The sequence below is a fragment of the Sphingomonas parapaucimobilis NBRC 15100 genome, assembly GCF_000787715.1.
GTDB classification, from domain to species: Bacteria; Pseudomonadota; Alphaproteobacteria; order Sphingomonadales; family Sphingomonadaceae; genus Sphingomonas; species Sphingomonas parapaucimobilis.
In genome coordinates, this window is sequence record NZ_BBPI01000069.1 from 104,385 (window position 1) to 125,366 (window position 20,982).

Here is a 20,982-nt window from a genome sequence, read left to right on the forward strand (position 1 = left end):
CTATCAGATCCGGCGCGGCGGGAAGAATACCCATCGGCGTCTCATGGCTTGCTGTCCACACGCGGCCGCCACAGCATCGGGCCGTATCGAAGGAGGAAGAGGCCGAAGGCCCCGAACCAGGCCAAGGCGGCAAGCTGCATCGCAGCCATGTAGGGAAGGGGAAGCAGCTGCGCCGTTACGCGGAGGATGCCGGCAGCCAGAATGAGCGCGTATGCCGCCGTGGTGGCGGCATCTGCCAGCAGCGGGCGACCGGTATGGCCGCGCGTGGCCCGCGTCATCACCGCCAGCGTCATGCTCGCCATTGCGCCAGCGGTGAGCGCATGCAGGGCCGCCGAGGGCAGTATCCGGTCGGTCAGGATCGCTGCGCCCATCAGCAGCAGGCCGGTCGGAATCCACAGATAAGCAAGATGGAGCATGGCGACGAGCGGATCCGCCAGGGTGCGGTATCCCTGCCAGCGACACAGGCGCAGCAACTGCCCGGCTCCGGCCAGCAGCAACAACCAGCCGGTGGCGGCGGCGGACGGTGCCGCCGTCCATGCCAGCATCGCCGCTGCGCTCAGCAGCAGCACGAGCTGGTCGAACCGGGTCGGCTGGCCCGGCAGCCTGCCCGGCTGCGGCTGCCGAGCCAGCCAGTTGCGGGTGAAGGAAGGAATGATGCGGCCGCCGATCAGGCCCAGCATCGTGGTGACGAGCGCGATCGCGAGGCGGTAGCCGAGCCCGGCAGGAAGGGCGACACCGAGCGCCTCGGCATGATCCAGTCCGTCGGCAAGGGCGAGCAGCAGGACAAGCGCGATCATCGGCAGGTTGCGGTTGCGCGCGATCAGCACCTCTCGGCCGCAACAGGCCGCCAGCGCCAGCAGGAAGCCGGTACCGAGCAGTGCGGCCAGCGGTGCGCTCACCCAGGCGGAGAACAGTATTGCACCCCGCGCGGCGGCCCACAGGCCGACCAAAGCGGCAAGCGGTGCCCCCGAGATCGGCAGCCGCCCGGTCCAGTTGGGAATGGCGGTCAGCAGAAAGGCGGCGATCACCGCGCCAATATAGCCGAACAGCATCTCGTGCCGGTGCCAGGTAACGGGATCGAAGCGGCTCGGCAGGGTGATCTGCCCGGCGAGGGCGCACAGGAAGAGCAGCAGCACGATCACTGCCCAGAGCGCGCCCGCCAGGAAGAAGGGGCGAAAGCCGCCGCGCAGAAGAGGCGGGCTCGCCGTCAACCGACGCCGGCGGGCGGAAGGGGCATCGGGATCGGCAGGGTGGAGGCGCAGTTGCATCGCAGGGATTCCTGGTGGGGTCAGCCGCCCAGCTGGGCCAGCTGGCGGAGATCACCGGTGTCGCCCCGGTGAAGACGGTGGCCGGCGGCCTTGCCGGTGAGGGCGGAACGGATGCGGTTGGCGAGCGCCGCTTCCTGCCCCTGAGCGAGGAAGCTCCGCAGATCGACGCCGCCGCTGCCGAACAGGCACAGCCGCAGCCGGCCGCGCGCGGTGACGCGAAGCCGGTTGCAGCTGTCGCAGAAGCCGGGCGCATAGGGGGCGATCAGCCCGATCCGGCCGCGGTGATCGGGATGGGCATATTCGGTCGCCGGTCCGCCGTCCGATGTACGTGGCAAAGGCGCCCAGCCTTGCGCATCGAGCCACCCGCGCAGCCGATCGCCGGGCAAATGGTTGGCGGCGAAGTAGGCGGCATTGTCTGCCGTGCGCATCAGTTCGATGAAGCGCGCGGCGATCGGCCGGTCCCGGACAAAGGCGGCGAAGCGCTGGAACGCCGGCTCGGCCTGGTCGGCGAGGAGCACGGCGTTGAGCTTGACCGCTGGCATCCCGGCCTCGAGCGCCGCATCGATGCCGGCGAGCACCGCGGGCAACCGGTCGCCGCCGGTGACCGCGGCGAAACGGGTGCGGTCGAGATCGTCGACGCTGACGTTGAGATGGGTGAGCCCGGCCCCGCGCCACGCCGCTACATGGCGGCGCAGGTTCCAGCCATTGGTGGTGAGCGCCACCTTGCCGATGCCCGGCGTCGCCGCCACCCGGGCGATCAGCGCCTCGATGTCGCGGCGCACCGTGGGTTCGCCGCCGGTCAGCCGCACCTTGCCGATGCCGAGCCGGGCGAAGGCGCCGACGAGACGGCCGACTTCCTCGACCGACAGGAAGTCGGCCGTTCCCTGCTTGCGATAGCCGTCGGGCAGGCAATAGGTGCAGCGGAAGTTGCACACTTCCGTTACCGACAGTCGCAGATAGCGGAAGCGCCTGCCGAACGTATCGGCCAGCGCCGGTCCGGAAGGCGCCGCGCCGCTCACGCCTGCGCGGCCCGGGCGGTGCCGAGCACCCGCATCCGGCGGATCTCGGTCACGTAGAGCAGGATCAGCGACACCCAGACGATCCCGTAGAGCAGCATGAAACAGGTGGACGGGATTCCGGTCAGGTCGAGCAGCGCACCGAACAGGATCGGCAGCAGGAAGCCGCCCAGGCCCCCGGCCATGCCGACCACGCCGGAAACGGCGCCCATGTTCTCCGGAAAGTCGTCGCCGATATATTTGAAGGTGGAGGCCATGCCGCAGGCGAAGCTGACGCCGAGGACGAACATCAGCCCGGCAAAGGCCCAGAGCGGCAGCGCGAGATGGAGGGTGAGCGGCCCACGCATCGTCTGGATGGTCAGGTCGGTCGGCGGGTAGGAGAGCAGGAACAGGCAGATCCACGCCGCCCAAAGCACCCACCAGGTAACCGGCTGCGGGCCGAAGCGGTCCGACAGCCAGCCGCCCATCGCGCGCAGCACGCCGCCAGGCAACGAGAAGCAGGTGGCGAGCAGCGCCGCCCGGGCAATCGGCAGGTGATACTGGTTGAGGAAATATTGCGGCATCCAGATCGACAGCGCGGTGAAGCCGCCGAACACGATCGAATAATATTGGCAGTATTTCCACACGCGCGGGTCGCGCAACACCTGCAGCTGCTCGCCAATCGACGCCGAGCTCTTACCTTTGCCGGGATCGGGCAGGGCCACGAGGCGGAACAGCAGCGCCATGGCGAGAAGGCACAGCGCATAGACCCGCGGCACGCTTTGCCAGCCGAAATGGGTGATCAGCTGGGGCGCGACGAACATGTTGAGCGCAGCGCCGCTCACCCCGGCGCCGAACACGCCCATGGCGAAGCCGCGGCTCCTGGTGAAGAAGCGCGCGACATAGGGGGTGCCGACAGAGAAGGTGGCGCCCACCACGCCGAGCACCAGCCCGATGGCGAGAAACTGCCAGAACTGGGTGGCGTAGGAGGAGATCCACAGCGGGAGGGCGCTGCCGGCAAGCAGCCAGGTCATGACCGCGCGGCCGCCGAAGCGATCGGTCCAGATGCCGAAGATCAGCCGCAACACGGCGCCGGTCAGCACCGGCGTCGCGGTCAGCAGGCCGAACTCGGATGCGGTGAGCCCCAGTTCCTTGCGGATCGGGATGCCGGTGACGCCGAACATCATCCAGGCGGCAAAGGTGACGGCGAAGGCGAGCGTCGACACCAGCAGCACGAGCAGCGCGCGGTGCTGGGGCGGGGGGGCGGCCAGGTTCATGGCGCTTCTCCGGGCGTGGGGGGTGTTGGGGGCGCAGGCGGCGCGGCGGGGGCCAGCACCTCCGGCAGCGGCAATTTCGGGCGCGGCCAGACGGCGCGGGTTTCCGTTCCGTGCGAGTCCCGCGGCAGGATCGGTCGGGGTGGTGGTCGGTCGGTCATGGATACCCCGGTGGCGGGACTGCGTGCCTCGGCGGAATAGGCCGCACCGGCGGATCGGGACATTGGGGTGTGCGACCTAGGGTACGCACCGGAGGGAGAATACCCAGGCCGACAGCACCGGCACCCGCCCCTAGCCAAGGGGCGTTCGCACCATCGACTCGGTGCTGCGCCAGCTCGGGATTCCAGGATGAGTCACACGCTCGACCGCCTCTTCTTCTTCACGCGCCGTACCGAAACCTTCTCGGATGGCCACGGCGTGACGAACAATGACGACCGCACCTGGGAACAGGCCTATCGGGATCGTTGGCAGCACGACAAGATCGTGCGCTCCACGCACGGCGTGAACTGCACGGGCTCCTGTTCGTGGAAAATCTACGTCAAGGGCGGCATCGTCACCTGGGAAACCCAGCAGACCGATTATCCGCGCACGCGGCCGGACCTGCCCAACCACGAGCCCCGCGGCTGTGCCCGCGGCGCCAGCTATTCCTGGTATCTCTATTCCGCCAATCGAGTGAAGCATCCGCTGATCCGCGGGCGGCTGCTCAAAGCATGGCGTGCGGCGCGGGCGACGCGGACGCCGGTCGCGGCCTGGGCTGCGATCCAGAACGATCCGGACGTGCGTGCTTCCTACACCCGGATGCGCGGCTCGGGCGGGATGGTGCGCGCGACCTGGGAGGAAGTGACTGAAATCATCGGCGCCGCCAATGCCCATACGATCAAGACCTGGGGGCCGGACCGGATTTTCGGTTTCTCGCCCATTCCGGCGATGTCGATGGTCTCCTATGCGGCGGGTGCGCGCTACCTGCAGCTGATCGGCGGCGTGTGCGGGTCCTTCTACGACTGGTATTGCGACCTGCCGCCCGCCTCGCCGCAGACCTGGGGCGAACAGACCGACGTCGCCGAGAGCGCCGACTGGTTCAACGCGGGCTTCCTAATCCTGTGGGGCTCGAACGTGCCCCAAACCCGCACCCCCGACGCGCATTTCTACACCGAGGCGCGCTATCGCGGCGCCAAGTCGGTGGTGATCTGCCCGGATTACTCCGAAGCATCGAAATTCGCCGATCTCTGGTTGGCGGTGAAGCAGGGCACCGATGCCGCGCTCGGCATGGCGTTCGGCCATGTCATCCTCAAGGAATTCCACGTCGATCGGCAGGTGCCGTATTTCCGCGACTATGTCCGCAAATACAGTGACATGCCGATGCTCGTCCGGTTGGTGCCGCAGGGGGACGGCTATGTGCCCGAGCGCCTGCTGCGCGCCTCCGAGTTCGATGCCGCCCTGGGCGAGGCGAACAATCCCGAATGGAAGACGGTCGCGATCGACGAGGCGACCGGCGATGTCGTCGTGCCTAACGGCTCGATCGGCTTCCGCTGGGGCGAGGCCGGCAAGTGGAACCTGGAGGAAAAGGCAGGGACCGGCGGCACCGTGCTCCGCCTGGGCCTGAAGGGTATACACGACGACGTCGCGCCCGTGCGCTTCCCCTATTTCGGCGGGGCGGCGACCAACGGCTTCGCGATGACCGACCATCCCGACGTGCTCACCCGCAACGTGCCGGTGAAGCGGATGATGCTGCCGGAAGGCGAGACGCTGGTCGCCTGCGTCTACGACCTGCTGCTCGCCAATTACGGCGTCGATCAGGGTTTCGGCGGCGCCCACATGCCCGCCGACTATGACGATGTGCAACCCTATTCGCCGGCCTGGGCCGAGGCGATCAGTTCGGTGCCGCGCGACCAGATCATCGCCACCGCGCGCGGCTTTGCCGGTAACGCCGAGAACACCAACGGCAAGTCCATGGTGATCATCGGGGCAGCGATGAACCACTGGTATCACATGGACATGAACTACCGCACCGCCATCAACATGCTCGTGATGTGCGGCTGCATCGGCCAGTCGGGCGGGGGCTGGTCGCACTATGTTGGGCAGGAGAAGCTGCGGCCGCAGACCGGCTGGGCCCCGCTCGCCTTCGCGACCGACTGGATCCGGCCGCCGCGCCAGCAGAATTCTACCTCCTTCTTTTACGCCCATACCGATCAGTGGCGCTACGAGACAGTGGCCATGGGTGAGATCCTGTCCCCTACGGCGCCGACGGGCGACTGGGGCGGGTCGATGATCGACTATAACGCCAAGGCCGAACGGCTAGGCTGGCTGCCCTCGGCGCCCGCGCTGCAGCGCAACCCGCTCGATCTTGCCCGCGAGGCCAAGACGCTGGGCGCCGACCCCAAGGCACATACCGTCTCGGCGCTCCAGTCAGGCGCGGTGCAGATGTCGTGCATGGATCCCGACGATCCCGCCAACTGGCCACGCAACATGTTCGTCTGGCGCTCCAACCTGCTCGGCTCGTCGGGCAAGGGGCACGAATATTTCCTCAAGCACCTGCTCGGCGCCGATCACGGCGTGCAGGGCAAGGACCTGGGGGAAAGCGGCGGGCAGAAGCCGCGCGACGTCGCCTGGCACGACCAAGCCCCGGAAGGGAAACTCGACCTGCTGGTGACGCTGGATTTCCGCATGTCCACCACCGCCGTCTATTCGGACATCGTCCTGCCGACCGCGACCTGGTACGAGAAGAACGACCTCAACACCTCGGACATGCATCCCTTCATCCACCCACTCGGGGCAGCGGTGGACCCCTCCTGGGAAGCCAAGTCCGACTGGGAAATCTTCAAGGCGATCGCCAAGGCCTTTTCGGAAGTGTCTCCCGAGGTGCTCGGCGTCGAGACCGACGTGGTGCTCACGCCGATCCAGCACGACAGCGCCGGTGAATTGGCCCAGCCCTTCGACGTGCGCGACTGGTCGAAGGGCGAGTGCCCAGCGGTGCCCGGCAAGACCATGCCCCAGATCACGATCGTCGAACGCGATTATCCGAACACCTACAAGCGCTTCACCGCGCTCGGCCCGCTGCTCGGCAAGGTCGGTAATGGCGGCAAGGGCATTGCCTGGGAAACCGGCCATGAAGTCGCTCTCCTGAAGGAGCTCAACGGCGAAGTGCTCGAACCCGGCGCCACGCAGGGGATGGCGCGGATCGATACGGACATCGACGCCTGCGAGACGATCCTCACCTTCGCGCCCGAAACCAATGGCGAGGTGGCCGTGAAGGCCTGGGCGGCGCTCGGCGCGCAGACCGGACGCGATCACACCCATCTCGCGCTGCCCAAGGAGGACGAGAAGATCCGCTTCCGCGACCTGGTCGCGCAGCCGCGCAAGATCATCAGCTCGCCGACCTGGTCGGGCATCGAAAGCGAGCATGTCTGCTACACCGCCGGGTACACCAATGTGCACGAACTGATCCCGTGGCGGACGCTGACCGGACGGCAGCAGCTCTATCAGGATCATGCATGGATGCGGGCGTTCGGCGAGGCCTTGTGCGTCTATCGGCCGCCAATCGATCTCAAGACTACCTATGTCCAGGGCGGCAAGCCCAATGGCGAGACCGAGATCGTCCTGAATTTCATCACCCCGCACCAGAAATGGGGCATCCACTCCACCTACAGCGACAATCTCCTGATGCTCACGCTCAATCGCGGCGGGCCTGTGGTGTGGCTCTCCGAAGTCGATGCCGCGAAGGCGGGGATTGCCGACAATGACTGGATCGAGCTGTTCAACGCCAATGGCGCGCTGACCGCCCGCGCGGTGGTCTCGCAGCGGATCCGCGAAGGCACCACCTTCATGTACCACGCTCAGGAAAAGATCGTGAACACGCCGGGATCGGAGATCACCGGGCGGCGCGGCGGCATCCATAATAGCTGCACCCGTACCGTGCTCAAGCCGACGCACATGATCGGCGGCTATGCCCAGCTCGCCTACGGCTTCAACTATTACGGCACGGTGGGCTCCAACCGCGATGAATTCGTCATCGTCCGCAAAATGCGCAAGATCAACTGGCTCGACGACGCCCGTGCCGAAAAGGAGTTCGCGAAATGAAGGTGCGTGCACAGATCGGCATGGTGCTGAATCTCGACAAGTGCATCGGCTGCCACACCTGTTCGGTAACCTGCAAGAACGTGTGGACCAACCGGGAAGGCGTCGAATATGCCTGGTTCAACAATGTAGAGACCAAGCCGGGCGTCGGTTTCCCGCGCGACTGGGAAAATCAGCAGCGCTGGAACGGCGGCTGGCGCCGGAAGCCCAACGGCAAGATCGAGCCGCGCATGGGCGCCAAGTGGCGGATCCTCTCGAAGGTCTTCGCCAACCCCGACCTTCCCGAGCTCGATGACTATTACGAGCCGTTCGACTTCGACTATGGCATTCTCCAGACCGCACCGGAAATGAAGGCGTTCCCCACCGCACGCCCGCGCTCCACGGTGACCGGCGAGCGGATCGAGAAGATCGAACGCGGCCCCAATTGGGAAGAGATCCTGGGCGGCGAGTTCGCCAAGAGATCCGAGGACTATAATTTCGACGCCGTGGAGAAGGAGATCTACGGCCAGTTCGAAAACACCTTCATGATGTATCTGCCCCGCCTGTGCGAGCATTGCCTGAACCCCACCTGCGTCGCAGCCTGCCCCTCGGGCGCGATCTACAAGCGGGAAGAGGACGGCATCGTCCTGATCGATCAGGACAAGTGCCGCGGCTGGCGAATGTGCGTATCGGCCTGCCCGTACAAGAAGATCTATTACAACTGGAGCTCGGGCAAATCGGAGAAGTGCACCTTCTGCTTCCCGCGCATCGAGGTGGGGCAGCCGACGGTCTGCTCGGAGACCTGTGTCGGCCGGATCCGCTATCTCGGCGTGCTCCTCTATGACGCCGACCGGATCGAAGCCGCCGCGTCGACCGAGGATCCGCAGGACCTGTACCGCGCCCAGCTCGACGTATTCCTTGATCCCAGCGACCCGGCAGTGATCGCGCAGGCCCGCGCCGGTGGCGTGCCCGAGGCCTGGCTGGACGCGGCGCGGCGCAGCCCCGTCTACAAGATGGCGATCGATTGGCAAGTCGCTTTCCCGCTGCACCCCGAATATCGCACGCTGCCGATGGTCTGGTACGTGCCGCCGCTGTCGCCGATACAATCGGCCGCCGCCGCAGGCGCGCTGGCGATGGACGGCGAGATGCCCGATGTCGCCTCCCTGCGGATCCCGGTGAAATATCTCGCCAACCTGCTGACCGCGGGCGAAGAAGCGCCGGTAACGCTAGCTCTCGAGCGGATGCTGGCGATGCGCAGCTATATGCGCGCGAAGAGCGTGGAGGGGCGGATCGACCACCCGGTGGCCGATCGGGTGGGGCTCACCGCCCAGCAACTCGACGAAATGTACCGCTACATGGCGATCGCCAATTACGAGGACCGTTTCGTCATTCCCACGGCGCACCGCGAACAGGCCGAGGATGCCTATGGGCTACGCGGTGCCTGTGGCTTCACCTTCGGAAATGGCTGTTCCGATGGCCACACCAAGCTGGGGCTGTTCGGTCCCAATAAGCGGCCGAGCACCCAGGTGCACGCCCATACCAAGCTAGAGGGCTGATCATGGCGACCACCTATCGCGCATTGGCGCTGCTGTTGCGCTATCCCACCCACGAAGTGCAGGCGGCGGCGCGCGATGCCGCGGCGATCATCGAGGCCGAGGGTCTGGTACCGGCGCCGATCCGGCGTGCGCTGGCTAGGCTGGCGGCGGGGCTGGCGGCGGACGATCTCTACGATCTCCAGGAACGCTATGTCTGGCTCTTCGATCGTACCCGATCGCTTTCGCTCAACCTTTACGAGCATGTGCATGGCGAGAGCCGTGAGCGCGGGCCGGCGATGGTGGGGCTGAAGGAACTCTACACGCATCACGGCCTCGTCCTCGCCGCGACCGAATTGCCGGACCATCTGCCGGTGTTCCTCGAGTTCCTCTCGGTGCTGCCGGCAGCGGAAGCGGCGTCGCTGCTGGGTGAGGCCTCCCACGTGATCGCGGCGCTGGGAGAGCGGCTGCACAAGCGGCAGAGCCCCTATCGGGCAGTGTTCGGCGCGCTATCCGCGCTGGCCGATGACCCCGCCGATGCCGAGGCGCTGGCCGCGCTGCTGCGCGAGCCGGACGATGACCCCGACGATCTCGCCGCACTCGACCGGCTCTGGGGCGAAACCGCGGTGCGGTTCGGCCCGGCCGAAATGGGCTGCCCCAAGGCCGAGGCGCTGGTCGCCGCGATAAACCCGCCCGCCAACGCCGCCTGAGGAGCAGGACCATGGACCTCAATCAGATATTGTTCGGTGTCTATCCCTATATCGCGATCACCGTGCTGGTGGTCGGCTCGGTCGTGCGGTTCGATCGCGAGCAATATAGCTGGCGCTCCGGCTCCTCTCAGCTGCTGCGGCGTCGGCAGCTGATTGCCGGCTCGGTACTGTTCCATGTCGGTGTGCTCACCATCTTCGGCGGACATTTCGTCGGCCTGTTGACGCCGATCTGGGTGTTTGATGCGCTCGGCGTGCCGCATGGCGCCAAGCAGATCCTCGCGATGGCGGCGGGCGGCCTCGCGGGGCTCCTCTGCCTCGCCGGCGGGCTGTTGCTGCTGCACCGTCGTCTGTTCGACCCGCGGATCCGCAAGACTTCCAGTTTCAGCGACATCGCCATCCTGGTGCTGCTGATGCTCCAGCTGAGCCTCGGCCTGGCGACGATCCCGGTTTCGGCGGGGCATCTCGACGGGCATGAGATGGTGAAATTCATGACCTGGGCGCAGGGCGTGTTCACCTTCCGGCCCGGCATCGCCCAGATCGTCGCCGACGTGCACCCGATCTTCAAGGCGCATCTGGTACTGGGCATGACGATCCTGCTCGTCTTTCCCTTCACCCGGCTGGTCCACATGCTCTCCGCGCCCGTCTGGTACCTCAACCGGCGCGGCTGGCAGCTGGTGCGCTCGAAGCGGGGGCTGGTGGGCGCAACCCTGGCCGCGAAGGGGGTTCGCTGATGCGCGCGGTCGTCGTCTATGGGGTTGAGATCCCCGAACGCCTGATTGCCGCCGAAGCGCAGCACCACGCCGGTCCGTCGATCGGCGACGCCCGCCGCGCGGCGGCCGAGGCGCTCGCGACCAAGGCGCTATTGCTACACCGCGCCCGCGAACTGGGACTGGTCGCGATGCCCGAGGTGGACGCGCGGGGCTGCGAGGAGACCGAAGAGGCCGCGCTGGTGCGCGCGGTGCTCGAGACCGACGTCGAAATCGCTACGCCGACCGAAGCGGAGTGCCGCCGCGTTTATGATGCCCAGTCCGACCGTTTCCGGGTGCCGAAGCTCTACGAAGCCGGACATATTCTGATAGAGCCTCGCTCGGCCAGTGACGCCTGCTGGCGCGATGCCGAGGATGCGGCGCGAGCCCTGGCAACGAAGCTTGCCAAGGGAGAGATATCGTTTGCCGAGGCGGCGCGGGACTATTCGTCTTGCTCGTCTGCGGCGTTAGGCGGGTTGCTGGGTCAGATGCGGTGCGGTGACTTGGTGGCGGAAGTGGAGGAGCCGTTGCTTGCCCTGCAGTCGGGAACCGTGGCGTCTGCACCAGTCCGTTCGCGCTTTGGCTGGCATATTCTGAAACTCGAACGGTGCGTCGAAGCCGGTATCCTGCCGTTTGAAGTTGTCGAGCCCGGTATCCGCCTTCATCTCGAAAGCCGCGCATGGTTGGCCGCGGGCGCGCGTTATGTCTCCGGTCTTGCCGAGGCCGCCGCCGCAAAGGGAATAGCGCTGACGCTTGCGTACGGGGAAGTACGTCAAGGATCTGCCTGCCTGGGGGATCTGATCAGCGATAGCCGGCTTGCAGAACGGCTGGTCCCGTGGCTTGCGGCGCATGACCCCGAAACCAGCCTGCGCCTCCTGCAAGTCACAGGCGAGACCGAAAGCGATGCAGTCGGGTACGTGCGGGCAGTTGTCGCGGACTTTGTCGCCCGCGCGACCGACGAACACTGGACCAAGCTCATCTCGGCGGCCCGGGATTCAGGCGACCCCGCTCAGGCGGCTCTCGCATTGATCATGAAAGCACAACTCGACGTGGAATGCACGGCGTGCTCTTCTCACCTCTCGTCGCAGGCACGAAACGCGATGTGATCAGTTGACGGTAGCGCTCACCAGCTCAGCGCTGCTGTTTCGGATCTCAATGGGAGGGAGTGGCGGCGTGCCGAGTGGACTTATCCGTATCACCCCCCCTGTCTGATGGGATGGTGGTATGAAGAGGTTGCGGAAGGGAGCCCGTCCCCCCCGAGGGTCTGGAGCCCGATAGGGAGCAAGGGTCCCTTCCGCGTTGGTGACAACCCTGAACAGTTGCTTGGGACTACCGATCCCGCACGACATGGACAGAAGCCATACCCATGCCACAAGCCGTCATCGGCTGCGACCATTCGCGCGCCTTCATCGACATCTGCGAGCTGCCATCGGGAAGGATCAGGCAGATCGCCAACACACCGGATACCATCGCTGCCTGGCTCGACACGCTCGATCATGACGTTCGCCTTGTCTTCGAGGCCACCAGCGGCTGCGATGGCGACCTGATCGCCGCACTGGCAGCGCGCGGACACCCTTTCTCGCGGGTCCATCCGCGTCAGGCCCGCGAGTTTGCCAGAGCCACCGGCATGCTCGCCAAGAACGACCGCGTCGATGTGCGTGCCGTTCCTCCTGACCTCGCCGAGGTCGTCCGGCTGCAAAAGCCGGTGACCTTCAGCAGCATCGTCGAGTATGTCGCCCCACTTTAGAGCGTTTTCCACTCAATCCGGTTCATAGCCGCACGAGCTGAAGTAGTTGGCGCATTCGGCGGGCTGGAAGATGTCGACGAGCCTGCCGATCAAACCCCACAGCCCGTTGACGGTTCGTTCGCCCGCCTTGCGCAGCATGGCCTTGAGCCGGGAAAATGAACTGATGAGGTGGATGCCCCCTTCATCCGGCATCGTATGATGCCTGAGCGGCGCGACGCTGCGCTGGAGATGGAGGAGCACATGACCGACGTTCACATTCTCGCGATCGATCTTGCCAAGCGCAGCTTCCAGGTCTGCGCGACCGCCGCGGGAGGGGCGGTTCTATTTAATCGGATGGTTTCGCGCGCGAAGCTTGAGACGGTTCTGCGCGAGCAGACAGCTTGCATCGTGGCGATGGAGGCGTGCGCGACGAGCCATTTCTGGGGACGGTTTGCGCAAGGCCTTGGCCACGAGGTGCGGCTGATCCCGCCGATCTACGTGAAGCCGTTCGTCAAACGACAGAAGAACGATGCGGCGGACGCGGCTGCGATCGCCGAAGCCGCGCTACGGCCGAACCTACATTACGTGGCGGTCAAGAGCGCGGAGCATCAGGCCCGCGCAGTCGCATTCCGGACCCACCAGTCCTTTATCGGACAGCGCACCCAACTGATCAACGCTCTGCGGGGACATCTTGGTGAGTTCGGCCTCGTCGTTGCGCAAGGGCCGACAGGTCTCAAGACCGTCGCTGGTGTGATCGACGACGATGCGACCGATCTGCCTGACGCTGTGCGCGATATCGTTCGTCTTTACCTCGACCAGATCGCGGTGCTCACGCAGAAGATCGACGACCTGCACTTCAAGCTGCGCGCCGCGACCAAGGTCGACGACGCGATGCGTCGGCTCTGCACAGTGCCGGGAGTCGGCCCGGTGACCGCGGGCGCAATAATGGCATTCGCACCCGATCTGCGTGCCTTCGCCAGCGGCCGAAACTTCGCCGCGTGGCTCGGTTTGGTCCCACGGCAGCGATCGACCGGCGGCAAGACCCGGCTCGGCGGCGTAAGCAAGATGGGCCAGGCCGATATCCGCAAGCTGTTGATCGTTGGCGCGATGAGCAGGATCCGTTGGATCATCCGGCGCGGCGTGTTGCCCGACAACTGGCTCGGCCGCGTGCTGGGGCGCAAGCCGCGGATGGTGGCGGCCGTCGCGCTGGCCAACAAAATGGCGCGCATGATCTGGGCGATGATGACGCGCGAACAGAATTACCGGATGGCGTGACGCGCTTGCCCCCACACAAGGGCGAAACGCGGAGCGCTTAGGGGCTGACAGCCCCGACAAGGAGATCGACAGACGATCATGCGGCAAGGACTTCAATGTTCCAGGACGAGCAAACCAGGCCCGCCGCTCGAGCAATAAAGCTCTCTGAACCGATGTGGACCTCGTTCTTCGAACTGCATACCGGCCCGCGGCGAATATCAGGCCACAATATGAGGCCTGACACACGAGCGATAGAAGCGCCAAGCCAACCAAACCGTCTGAAAATCACCTTGCAAAACTGGGGGCATCCACACACGCCCCTCCCGCGGCGGTCGCGCAGACCTGGAAGCTGCGCTTGGCAAGATCGATCGCGAGAATGTGAACGTCGGTCATGTGCTCCTCCATCTCCAGCGCAGCGTCGCGCCGCTCAGGCATCATACGATGCCGGATGAAGGGGGCATCCACCTCATCAGTTCAAAGCTTCGCCGGCAGAGATGAACAAACGGCGGGTTTCGGGTTCCACAAATGCGACGCTGAACGACGTGGATTGGGCGAGAGCGGACCGGCAGCTTTTCCATCATCAGCGGACAGTCTGCTTTTCTCCGGCGGCGGTGTCCAGCTGACGCTTAACGCGGGGGAGGGGCGGTCTTCCTCGCCGCTTTGAGGGCTCGTTCCCCAAACGACCATCATCCAGAACCACCCGCGGCGTAGCGAAAACGCCCACCGACTGTGAGCTGCGAGCTGGCGCATTGTTGTTCCGCTGCCGGTGGTGCGGGTTGGCGCTTTGCAAGGCCTGCGCCATGGCAAGGGCCGCGCCAAGCCGCTTGTTCTCGACGATCTCGGCCTGGTTGACCCGCTGCATCTTGTCGTAGACGCGGTAGGGCAGGACCACTTCACCGTGCCGCACCTCGATGCGCCCATCGGGAAATTCGCATACGTGGACGCGCTTGCGGGCCAGCGTCCGCGCCAGGGGCGTCGGCTCCAGGATGAACATCGCCTTATTGTAGTGGAGCGCCAGAGCGCCGGTGACGGAGCGCTCGACACGCCAGACCATCTCGGCTTCAACATTCTCGTGCGCGGCAAGCGGCCGATGCGCGTCCCGAGGATCCGCAGGTGGACAGGCGAACTGAGCATTGTGGCGCAAGAGGTAAGAGGGGAGGAAGGTGTTAGCCTCTTCGATGGAGGAGATGCCTTCAAGCCGCATCGCTTTCACGAGGCGGTTCTGGAGCGTGCTGTTGGCCCGCTCGACCCGCCCCTTGGCCTGAGGGGAGTTGGCACAGATGATCTCGACGCCCAGCTTGTCGAGCGCGCGGCCCAGGTGCGACATGCCGTCGCCGTCGGCCGTCGCGCGGTTGTTCCGAAAGGCGCTGTGCTTGTCCGAATAGAAGGCGATCGGCTTGCCGTGCCGCTCGAGATAGGTGCGTGTCGCCTGCAGGTAGGAGAGGGCGCTCTCGCTCTCCGCCATCTCGAGGTGCATCAGCTCGCTCGTGGCATCGTCGATATAGACCAGCAGGCTGCAGCGAGGACCGCGGCCCTCGAACCAGTCATGGTCCGAACCGTCGACCTGGATGAGCTCGCCGCGGCGCTCGCGCCGGTTGCGGGTCTGGTGGAGCCGGGCGCGCTTGGCGGCCTTTGCCTTCCAGAGGCCGGCGCTGATCATCAGCTGCCGAAGCGTCTCGTGCGACAGCGTGATGCCGTGGCGCTCCGCGAGGTACTCGGCCGCCAGCGTCGGGCCGAAATCGGCATAGCGCTCGCGAACGACGCCGAGGATCTGCTCGCGGTAGGTCTCGCTCAACCGGCGGTTGCTCGGCCGACCGCGCTTCCGGGATATCAGGCCAGCAGCGCCGTCAGCGCGGAACCGGTCGAGCAGCCGATAGACCTGGCGCCGGCATAGCCTGAGCAGCTCACCAGCCTCGCTTGCGGTGATCTCGCCGCGCTCGACCCGCTGCAGCGTTTCGTACCGTGACAACTCGCTCCGGCTCATCGCGACCACCGTCATCAGCGTGCCCCCAATTGCTCGGGCGGCATGCCACTCGGAAGGCGCCGACCAGAGATTGTGACATCTCTATCTGGCGGATGAGTGACATTTGTACGTTGCGCTTACAGTGATCACCACAACTTGTTACCGCCAGTTAGAAAAGACACATTCTCCGCCAGATAGAAATGACACCGTCCGGTAGAAGCGGGGGCAGCGTGGCGCCTGCCGAAAGCGAGGCGGGGCCATCTGGGGGTGGCCGGTTACCGGCCGGACGGTGACGATTGTAAGCCAGGCATCGTCTTCGCCGCCATTGCCGGTCGGAGGTGGAGCGGAGCGGAACCGTAGGCCGGCAATGGCGGTGGCCCAATTCGGGGATGGGGGATCTTTTAAGCCTTGACCGTCAAAATCGTTGTTTATGATCGGTGGCGATTGCTAGTCGACCCTTGGCTTCAAAAGCATAGCATTCGGCCGTGAGAGGTTTTGTGACACTTACAGAGAACCGGATACGCGAACTCGAGCTGCCCATTAATCGAGCGATCTATCGTCTGGGTCAGGGTATACCGGACTCGGATATCACCGTAGAAATGCTGGGCCGGGAGGTCGATCCGGCTGAGCTTTCCGCCATAGTCGCGCTTGCTAGAGCCAAGGCTGCAGAAGGGAATGCTGCGTATCGCGCGATGACCCGAAAAAGCGCGCTTCTGTACATGTGCGGAGGGGCAGCGCTTTTGATGTTGCTGTGGTGGATGACCAGTGGCGGTTCGGATATGCCGCACGGCCGCTTTTATGGCCGTGCGATCGTTGGGTATGCTATCGGTGCGGGCATCTTCCTTTACGGACTTTGGCGGTGGATCGATCCAAATTATCGAGCTTAAAGAGCGCGCCTCGACGCCTTTTCAAGCTTTGGCGAACGCCAGCATTCGGGGCCCGCTCAGCCAATAACGTGTTGAACCCGCGCCTTCTTTTCGCGGCAGTAGCATAAACCCATCAACGAGTGGGATTGCGGAGACTAGCTTCCCATATGGCCTGCCTCTGGCTTGGCGGGTTCAAGAGGCACCATATTTTGCGAACTATCGTATCACGCAGCTTGGCCATTTCCGGATAGTCGTAAACACAAACCATCGCCTCAAACAAAACTCGCTTCTCGTGATATTCTGCACTCAGCTCAGGATTTGCGAGAACCTGATCGATCATACGTTGATCCCGCATCCAATTTGTCGCGAGCGTCCTCACAGACGGGAAGTCTGAAATCGTCTCGAACTTTTTAATGTTGTCCACTTCATTGACAAGATGATATCCAAGAAGCTGACCATTGCCATCAAAAATTGAATCAGCGATACGCCCTGCTACGTGGTCAAACCCCTTGCTGCGCAAATCCGTTACAAATAGGTCTTTCTTGCCATTGAAAAGGTTCTGAGCGATGAGCTTACATTCGCGCAGCTCTTTCGCCAACGGAATAGAAAATTCATCGCCTTGTTGCTTGTCAAGGCGCATCGCGATCTCGAGGTCTCGAATTGCTTCGCCAAAAAGAAGTCGCCAGCGATATAATTTTGCACGATTAATTAGGGGTGCCGGATTCGGGTTTACCTCAAACGAACGCGTGTAGAGCGCGATAGCAGCGGCTGTGCGATACTCACTGGCTGCCTTCATTCCGTCCGAGAAAAGCTGTTGGCCGACTTCGTAGGCTGGTGTCTGAGGCACGCCACCGGTGCCGAACAATTTCCGAAACATCGCTGACCTTCTGAATGGGTGCCTGAAAAAAAGGCAGCCTACGTTCTACCTCACCCCGTGTCACCCCGCTCTGTTTGGGTCTATTTCAGCAGTGGACTGACCGAGACGCATTGTAGCCCTCGTTGCCCGAGGGCGGCCATGAGCCCAGCAATGCGTACGTAGACCCGACGATGCATTGGAAGCGGTAGAAGTACCACTTTGATCTGGCGGAACCCCCGTTAATGCGATGACATCCGCTACTGAGACTGGACCCGTTGCGACAGCAGCGAGCTCGTTCGGCCTTATTTTAGGATACCGATCTTCCCGAGCCTCCATGCCCGATGCCGTATCGCAGAGTACCCCCCCCATTGAGCGTTCGGTGGCCCTCAGCGGTAACGGGCTGCCACGCTCGGCTTGCCCTTGGAATAACGGCTTCGGTCCAAGTAGCAGAGCGCTTGCGCTCGAAACGAGGGCGTGGAAGATTCAAACGGATGTTAAACCTTCAAGGGGGTCTTGATGGCCGATTATGTGAGCTTCAACTCAGTAGGTGACTTCGAAGCAAAGGTTCGTGAAGCGGTCAGCCGCAAGGAAGATATTCGGATCAAAACGTCAAGAAATACATCGGAGGCCTTGGCGGTAATAAAGAGGATCCTTGAAGAAAACGGCCTTCGCTTCCGTGTGTATACTAGCATGAGATCTGGTGCGGCTACCGCCGCAACAGCCGGGGGTGTCGCTCTGTTGAGTGAGGCAATCCCCATCGCAACGGCAGTAGCTCTAACTCCCGTAATGGTCGTGCTGGGCACCGTAGGTGTAGGGGCCGCTGTAGGTATCGCAGCACATAGAATAGCGACTCGAAATCCAGATTACGAAGTCGTCAAATACCCGCTTAAGAAGGAGTTATGGCTTCGGTACAAAACAAGGATTGACGTTTCTGAGGCATAACTGACCGGGTGCTTCTACTCGCAGCTAGGGCGCAAGCGCAACGGGCAGCAGTTTATGCTACGGATTATTGTGCATCGTTTGGACTAGATGACCGGCGTCGCTCAGTCTTCGGAGTCGTTCGGTCGATCTAGCTTGTAGAGGGGAATGTCTGGCACGATACATTCACCTGTATCCTCACCACCCTCCCGAGTGATTACTTGAACCTCCTCTGGATCAAGTTCACGTACCACAACTGGCGTGCCAGCCCAGCCGCAATCATCGTACACTGGCCTTTCCCAAAGAACATCTGGCGCGTCAGTCCGAACCCCTCCTTCTGGGTAGAGATGTGGAGAAGAGCATTTGGGACATGCGTCGGGAACCATCCTCACATGCCTAATGATCGTGCTTATGGCTGTGCCAATCGTGCTCTCAACTAATCCTTGAGCCGCTTCCGCATCATGCCAAGCGGATTTCTTTGCGTGTGTAAGCCAATTAGAAAACGTCCAACATTCTAGCATTAGTGTTTTTAGAAGGTGCCTACGCTCCTTCTGGTCTGACCCGCCGAGCATGACATTGCACAATATCTCTGTCCAAGCGCGAAAGTCGGCCCTCTTTGGTGCGTCTTTCTCGACCCATTCAGCCACATCCTGTGCGGCTCCTACGAAGCTCAAAAGTGCCTCTCGACATCGAACACCAACAGATTGATAATCACTCACATTTTCAGACTGGCGCAACGCATCTCCGAGTTGTCCAATTTGGTTCAGTGTATCTGCAAATGCTCTTATGTTGAAATCGGTCTCTTTCTGCTGCTCGGTTCTGGGGATGCGTATACACAGTCCCATGTGGAACGTGACGGCGTAATCCATGTTCGGGAACTGTGTCTGAGAATATAGATTTGTCGGGTTCGTGATGACCCACCATCGTCCGTCGCTTGCGTGTACATCCCATACGTCATGACGGTGACCGATGATATTCTCTGAATAGACTTTCTGGAGGAACGTAATCGTGTCTTTTGGTGACTGTCCTAGGAAGTATTCTTCTACGTACTGTTTTTCCTCTGCCGTGTGCGGGAGCATCTCATTTGCCTCAAAAAAAGCCGCCTGACCGCGATCATCGCTAGTAGCTGCGCACGAATACCTCGCGAACAGCATCGCGTTTGCAAGCCGAAGCCATTACCGTGATTGGCCCACCCAACAAAAAATGATGGTGCCGCTGCGCTTTTGACCATCCGGAATGGGATCGTCAGAGAGATCATATTGAGACTGCGGGCGATACGCCATGGGGTTATCCTGTCTGTTGGTGGACGTACTCTCCCAGGCCGCGCGCGACGAATTCGTCGTTTGAGAGGCGAGGGCCTCGCTTCAGGCGCTGATTGCCCAGTTTTCGGCGATCCAGCTTCGGCCCAGGTGGCACGGGCGAGGGGGGCTTGAACATCCCTTCGGGCTGCGCGGTACGCGCAGGCTCGTTGTTGTTGCGCTTGGTGTGGTGCGGCTGCACTTGCTGTATGGCGTGAGCGAGGGCCAGCGCCGCGTCGAGGTGCTTATTGTCGACCACGGGCGCCTGGTTGACCCGGCGCATCTTGTCAAAGACGCGATAGGGCAAAACTTCGCCGTCGTGTTGGATCTCGAGCCGGCCATCCGGATACTCGCACACATCCACCTTCTTGCGGGCGAGGCGCTGTGCGGCCGGGGACGGCTCCAGGATGAACATCGCCTTGTTGTAATGGAGGGTGAGGGCGCCGGTGACGGTGCGCTGTTCGCGCCAGACCATCTCGGCTTCGAGGTCCTCGTGGATAGCGAGCGGCCGGTGCAGATCGCGCGGGTCGAACGGCGCCTTGGCGAACCGTTGATTGTGCTGCGCCATGTAGGAGGGGAGGAAGGCGTTGGCTTCGTCGATGGTGTTGATGCGGTGGAGCCGCATCGCCTTCACAAGCCGGTCCTGCAGCGTGGCATTGGCGCGCTCGACACGGCCCTTCGCCTGCGGCGAATTTGCGCAGATCAGCTCGATGTTCAGCCGGTCCAGCGCGCGCCCAAGATGGGTCATCCCGTCGCCGTTTGCCGAGGCCGTGTTGTTGCGGAAGGCGCTGTGCTTGTCCGTGTAAAAGGCGACTGGCTTGCCGTGTCGCTCGAGATACGTCCGCGTCGCGCGCATGTACGAGAAGGTGCTCTCGCTCTCGACCATCTCGACGTGCATCAGCTCGCTCGTCGCGTCGTCGATGAACACCAGCAGCGTGCATTGCGGGCCGCGGTCCTCGAACCACCGGTGTTTCGACCCGTCGACCTGGACCAGCTCGCCGCGACAGTCACGCCGATAGCGGGGCTGGTAGGGGCGAGGGCACCTAGCAGCGCGGTCCTTCCAAAGGCCCGCCTCCATCATGATCTGCCGCAGCGTCTCACACGAGAGGCCCAGGCCGTGCCGCTCTGCGAGGTATTCGCGCGCGAGCGTTGGCCCGAAGTCGGCATAGTTTTCCCGCACGAGCGCGACCATCTCGGCGCGGAATGCATCGCTAAAGCGCCGGTTGCTCGAGCGTCCGCGCTTGCGCGACACGAGGCCGGCAGCGCCCTCCTGTCGAAGCCGATCGAGCAGCCGGTAGACTTGCCGCCGTTGGAGGCCCAGCAGTTCCATCGCGTCTGCAATCCGGATCTCGCCGCGCCCGAGCCGCATCAGCGGGGGCAGCGTGGAGCTATCCCACAGCGCAGCGCTGCCCCCGCTGATGCGGCCAACTCTCGGCTCCTGACTCGGGACCCGCTGCGACAGCAGCGGGCTCGGTCACGCCGGTTTTCAGGCGCTCTGCCTTTCCCGAAACTCCATGTCCGAT

General features: G+C 63.5%; 16 protein-coding genes and 1 pseudogene. 9 read left to right on the forward strand and 8 right to left on the reverse strand.

Annotation, left to right across the window (positions count from 1 at the left end; genetic code table 11):
• Nucleotides 1-41 precede the first annotated feature (41 nt).
• Genes SP5_RS12540 through SP5_RS12550 form a run of 3 tightly spaced genes read right to left on the reverse strand, consistent with a single transcriptional unit; the run spans nt 42 to nt 3,540 of the window.
• Complete coding sequence (locus SP5_RS12540; RefSeq protein WP_084220685.1) at nt 42-1,268, reverse strand: NnrS family protein; 1,227 nt, start codon at nt 1,266-1,268, stop codon at nt 42-44.
• A gap of 20 nt (nt 1,269-1,288) precedes the next feature.
• Complete coding sequence (gene moaA, locus SP5_RS12545) at nt 1,289-2,287, reverse strand: GTP 3',8-cyclase MoaA (RefSeq protein WP_042489182.1); 999 nt, start codon at nt 2,285-2,287, stop codon at nt 1,289-1,291.
• Nucleotides 2,284-3,540: an MFS transporter gene (locus SP5_RS12550; RefSeq protein WP_042489184.1), complete on the reverse strand. Its 1,257-nt coding sequence runs from the start codon at nt 3,538-3,540 to the stop codon at nt 2,284-2,286. The genes moaA and SP5_RS12550 overlap by 4 nt, the downstream gene beginning before the upstream one ends.
• Nucleotides 3,541-3,885: 345 nt before the next feature.
• Between SP5_RS12550 and SP5_RS12555 the strand changes: the two genes are divergently transcribed.
• The 6 genes from SP5_RS12555 (at nt 3,886) to SP5_RS12580 (ending at nt 12,325) form a co-directional block, all read left to right on the forward strand.
• A complete protein-coding gene (locus tag SP5_RS12555) occupies nt 3,886-7,614 on the forward strand; it encodes a nitrate reductase subunit alpha (protein ID WP_042489188.1) in 3,729 nt (1,242 codons plus the stop codon).
• Nucleotides 7,611-9,146: a nitrate reductase subunit beta gene (narH, locus tag SP5_RS12560; RefSeq protein ID WP_042489192.1), complete on the forward strand. Its 1,536-nt coding sequence runs from the start codon at nt 7,611-7,613 to the stop codon at nt 9,144-9,146. The genes SP5_RS12555 and narH overlap by 4 nt, the downstream gene beginning before the upstream one ends.
• A gap of 2 nt (nt 9,147-9,148) precedes the next feature.
• On the forward strand, nt 9,149-9,832 hold the full coding sequence (gene narJ, locus SP5_RS12565) for a nitrate reductase molybdenum cofactor assembly chaperone (protein WP_042489194.1): 684 nt from the start codon (nt 9,149-9,151) through the stop codon (nt 9,830-9,832).
• An 11-nt stretch (nt 9,833-9,843) separates the two neighbouring features.
• Complete coding sequence (narI, locus tag SP5_RS12570; protein WP_042489197.1) at nt 9,844-10,563, forward strand: respiratory nitrate reductase subunit gamma; 720 nt, start codon at nt 9,844-9,846, stop codon at nt 10,561-10,563.
• Nucleotides 10,563-11,684, forward strand: a complete 1,122-nt coding sequence (locus tag SP5_RS12575) for a peptidylprolyl isomerase (RefSeq protein ID WP_042489199.1) — start codon at nt 10,563-10,565, stop codon at nt 11,682-11,684. The genes narI and SP5_RS12575 overlap by 1 nt, the downstream gene beginning before the upstream one ends.
• Nucleotides 11,685-11,944: 260 nt before the next feature.
• Nucleotides 11,945-12,325: an IS110 family transposase gene (locus SP5_RS12580; RefSeq protein WP_052811534.1), complete on the forward strand. Its 381-nt coding sequence runs from the start codon at nt 11,945-11,947 to the stop codon at nt 12,323-12,325.
• A gap of 12 nt (nt 12,326-12,337) precedes the next feature.
• On the opposite strand, the pseudogene SP5_RS12585 reads toward SP5_RS12580, so the two are convergent.
• Nucleotides 12,338-12,484: pseudogene (locus tag SP5_RS12585) on the reverse strand (IS630 family transposase); the annotation flags it as partial.
• An 81-nt stretch (nt 12,485-12,565) separates the two neighbouring features.
• Here SP5_RS12585 and SP5_RS12590 point away from each other — a divergent pair.
• Entirely contained in the window at nt 12,566-13,579 is a 1,014-nt protein-coding gene (locus SP5_RS12590; protein ID WP_042489398.1) for an IS110 family RNA-guided transposase, read from the forward strand.
• Between the two features lie 559 nt (nt 13,580-14,138).
• Here SP5_RS12590 and SP5_RS12595 read toward each other — a convergent pair.
• A complete protein-coding gene (locus SP5_RS12595; protein ID WP_042489207.1) occupies nt 14,139-15,557 on the reverse strand; it encodes an ISNCY family transposase in 1,419 nt (472 codons plus the stop codon).
• Nucleotides 15,558-16,018: 461 nt separating this feature from the next.
• On the opposite strand from SP5_RS12595, the gene SP5_RS12600 reads away from it, so the two are divergent.
• Nucleotides 16,019-16,408 (forward strand): hypothetical protein, encoded by a 390-nt coding sequence (locus SP5_RS12600; protein WP_042489210.1) that lies wholly within the window; start codon nt 16,019-16,021, stop codon nt 16,406-16,408.
• Nucleotides 16,409-16,520: 112 nt separating this feature from the next.
• Here the strand turns inward: SP5_RS12600 and SP5_RS12605 are convergent, their stop codons facing one another.
• Entirely contained in the window at nt 16,521-17,264 is a 744-nt protein-coding gene (locus SP5_RS12605; protein WP_157013712.1) for a hypothetical protein, read from the reverse strand.
• A 495-nt stretch (nt 17,265-17,759) separates the two neighbouring features.
• Between SP5_RS12605 and SP5_RS19220 the strand changes: the two genes are divergently transcribed.
• Nucleotides 17,760-18,185: a hypothetical protein gene (locus tag SP5_RS19220; protein WP_157013713.1), complete on the forward strand. Its 426-nt coding sequence runs from the start codon at nt 17,760-17,762 to the stop codon at nt 18,183-18,185.
• Between the two features lie 101 nt (nt 18,186-18,286).
• Here the strand turns inward: SP5_RS19220 and SP5_RS19225 are convergent, their stop codons facing one another.
• Both SP5_RS19225 and SP5_RS12610 read right to left on the reverse strand, forming a co-directional pair.
• Nucleotides 18,287-19,315, reverse strand: a complete 1,029-nt coding sequence (locus SP5_RS19225) for a hypothetical protein (protein ID WP_167334710.1) — start codon at nt 19,313-19,315, stop codon at nt 18,287-18,289.
• Between the two features lie 133 nt (nt 19,316-19,448).
• Entirely contained in the window at nt 19,449-20,828 is a 1,380-nt protein-coding gene (locus SP5_RS12610; protein ID WP_042489215.1) for an ISNCY family transposase, read from the reverse strand.
• Nucleotides 20,829-20,982 lie beyond the last annotated feature (154 nt).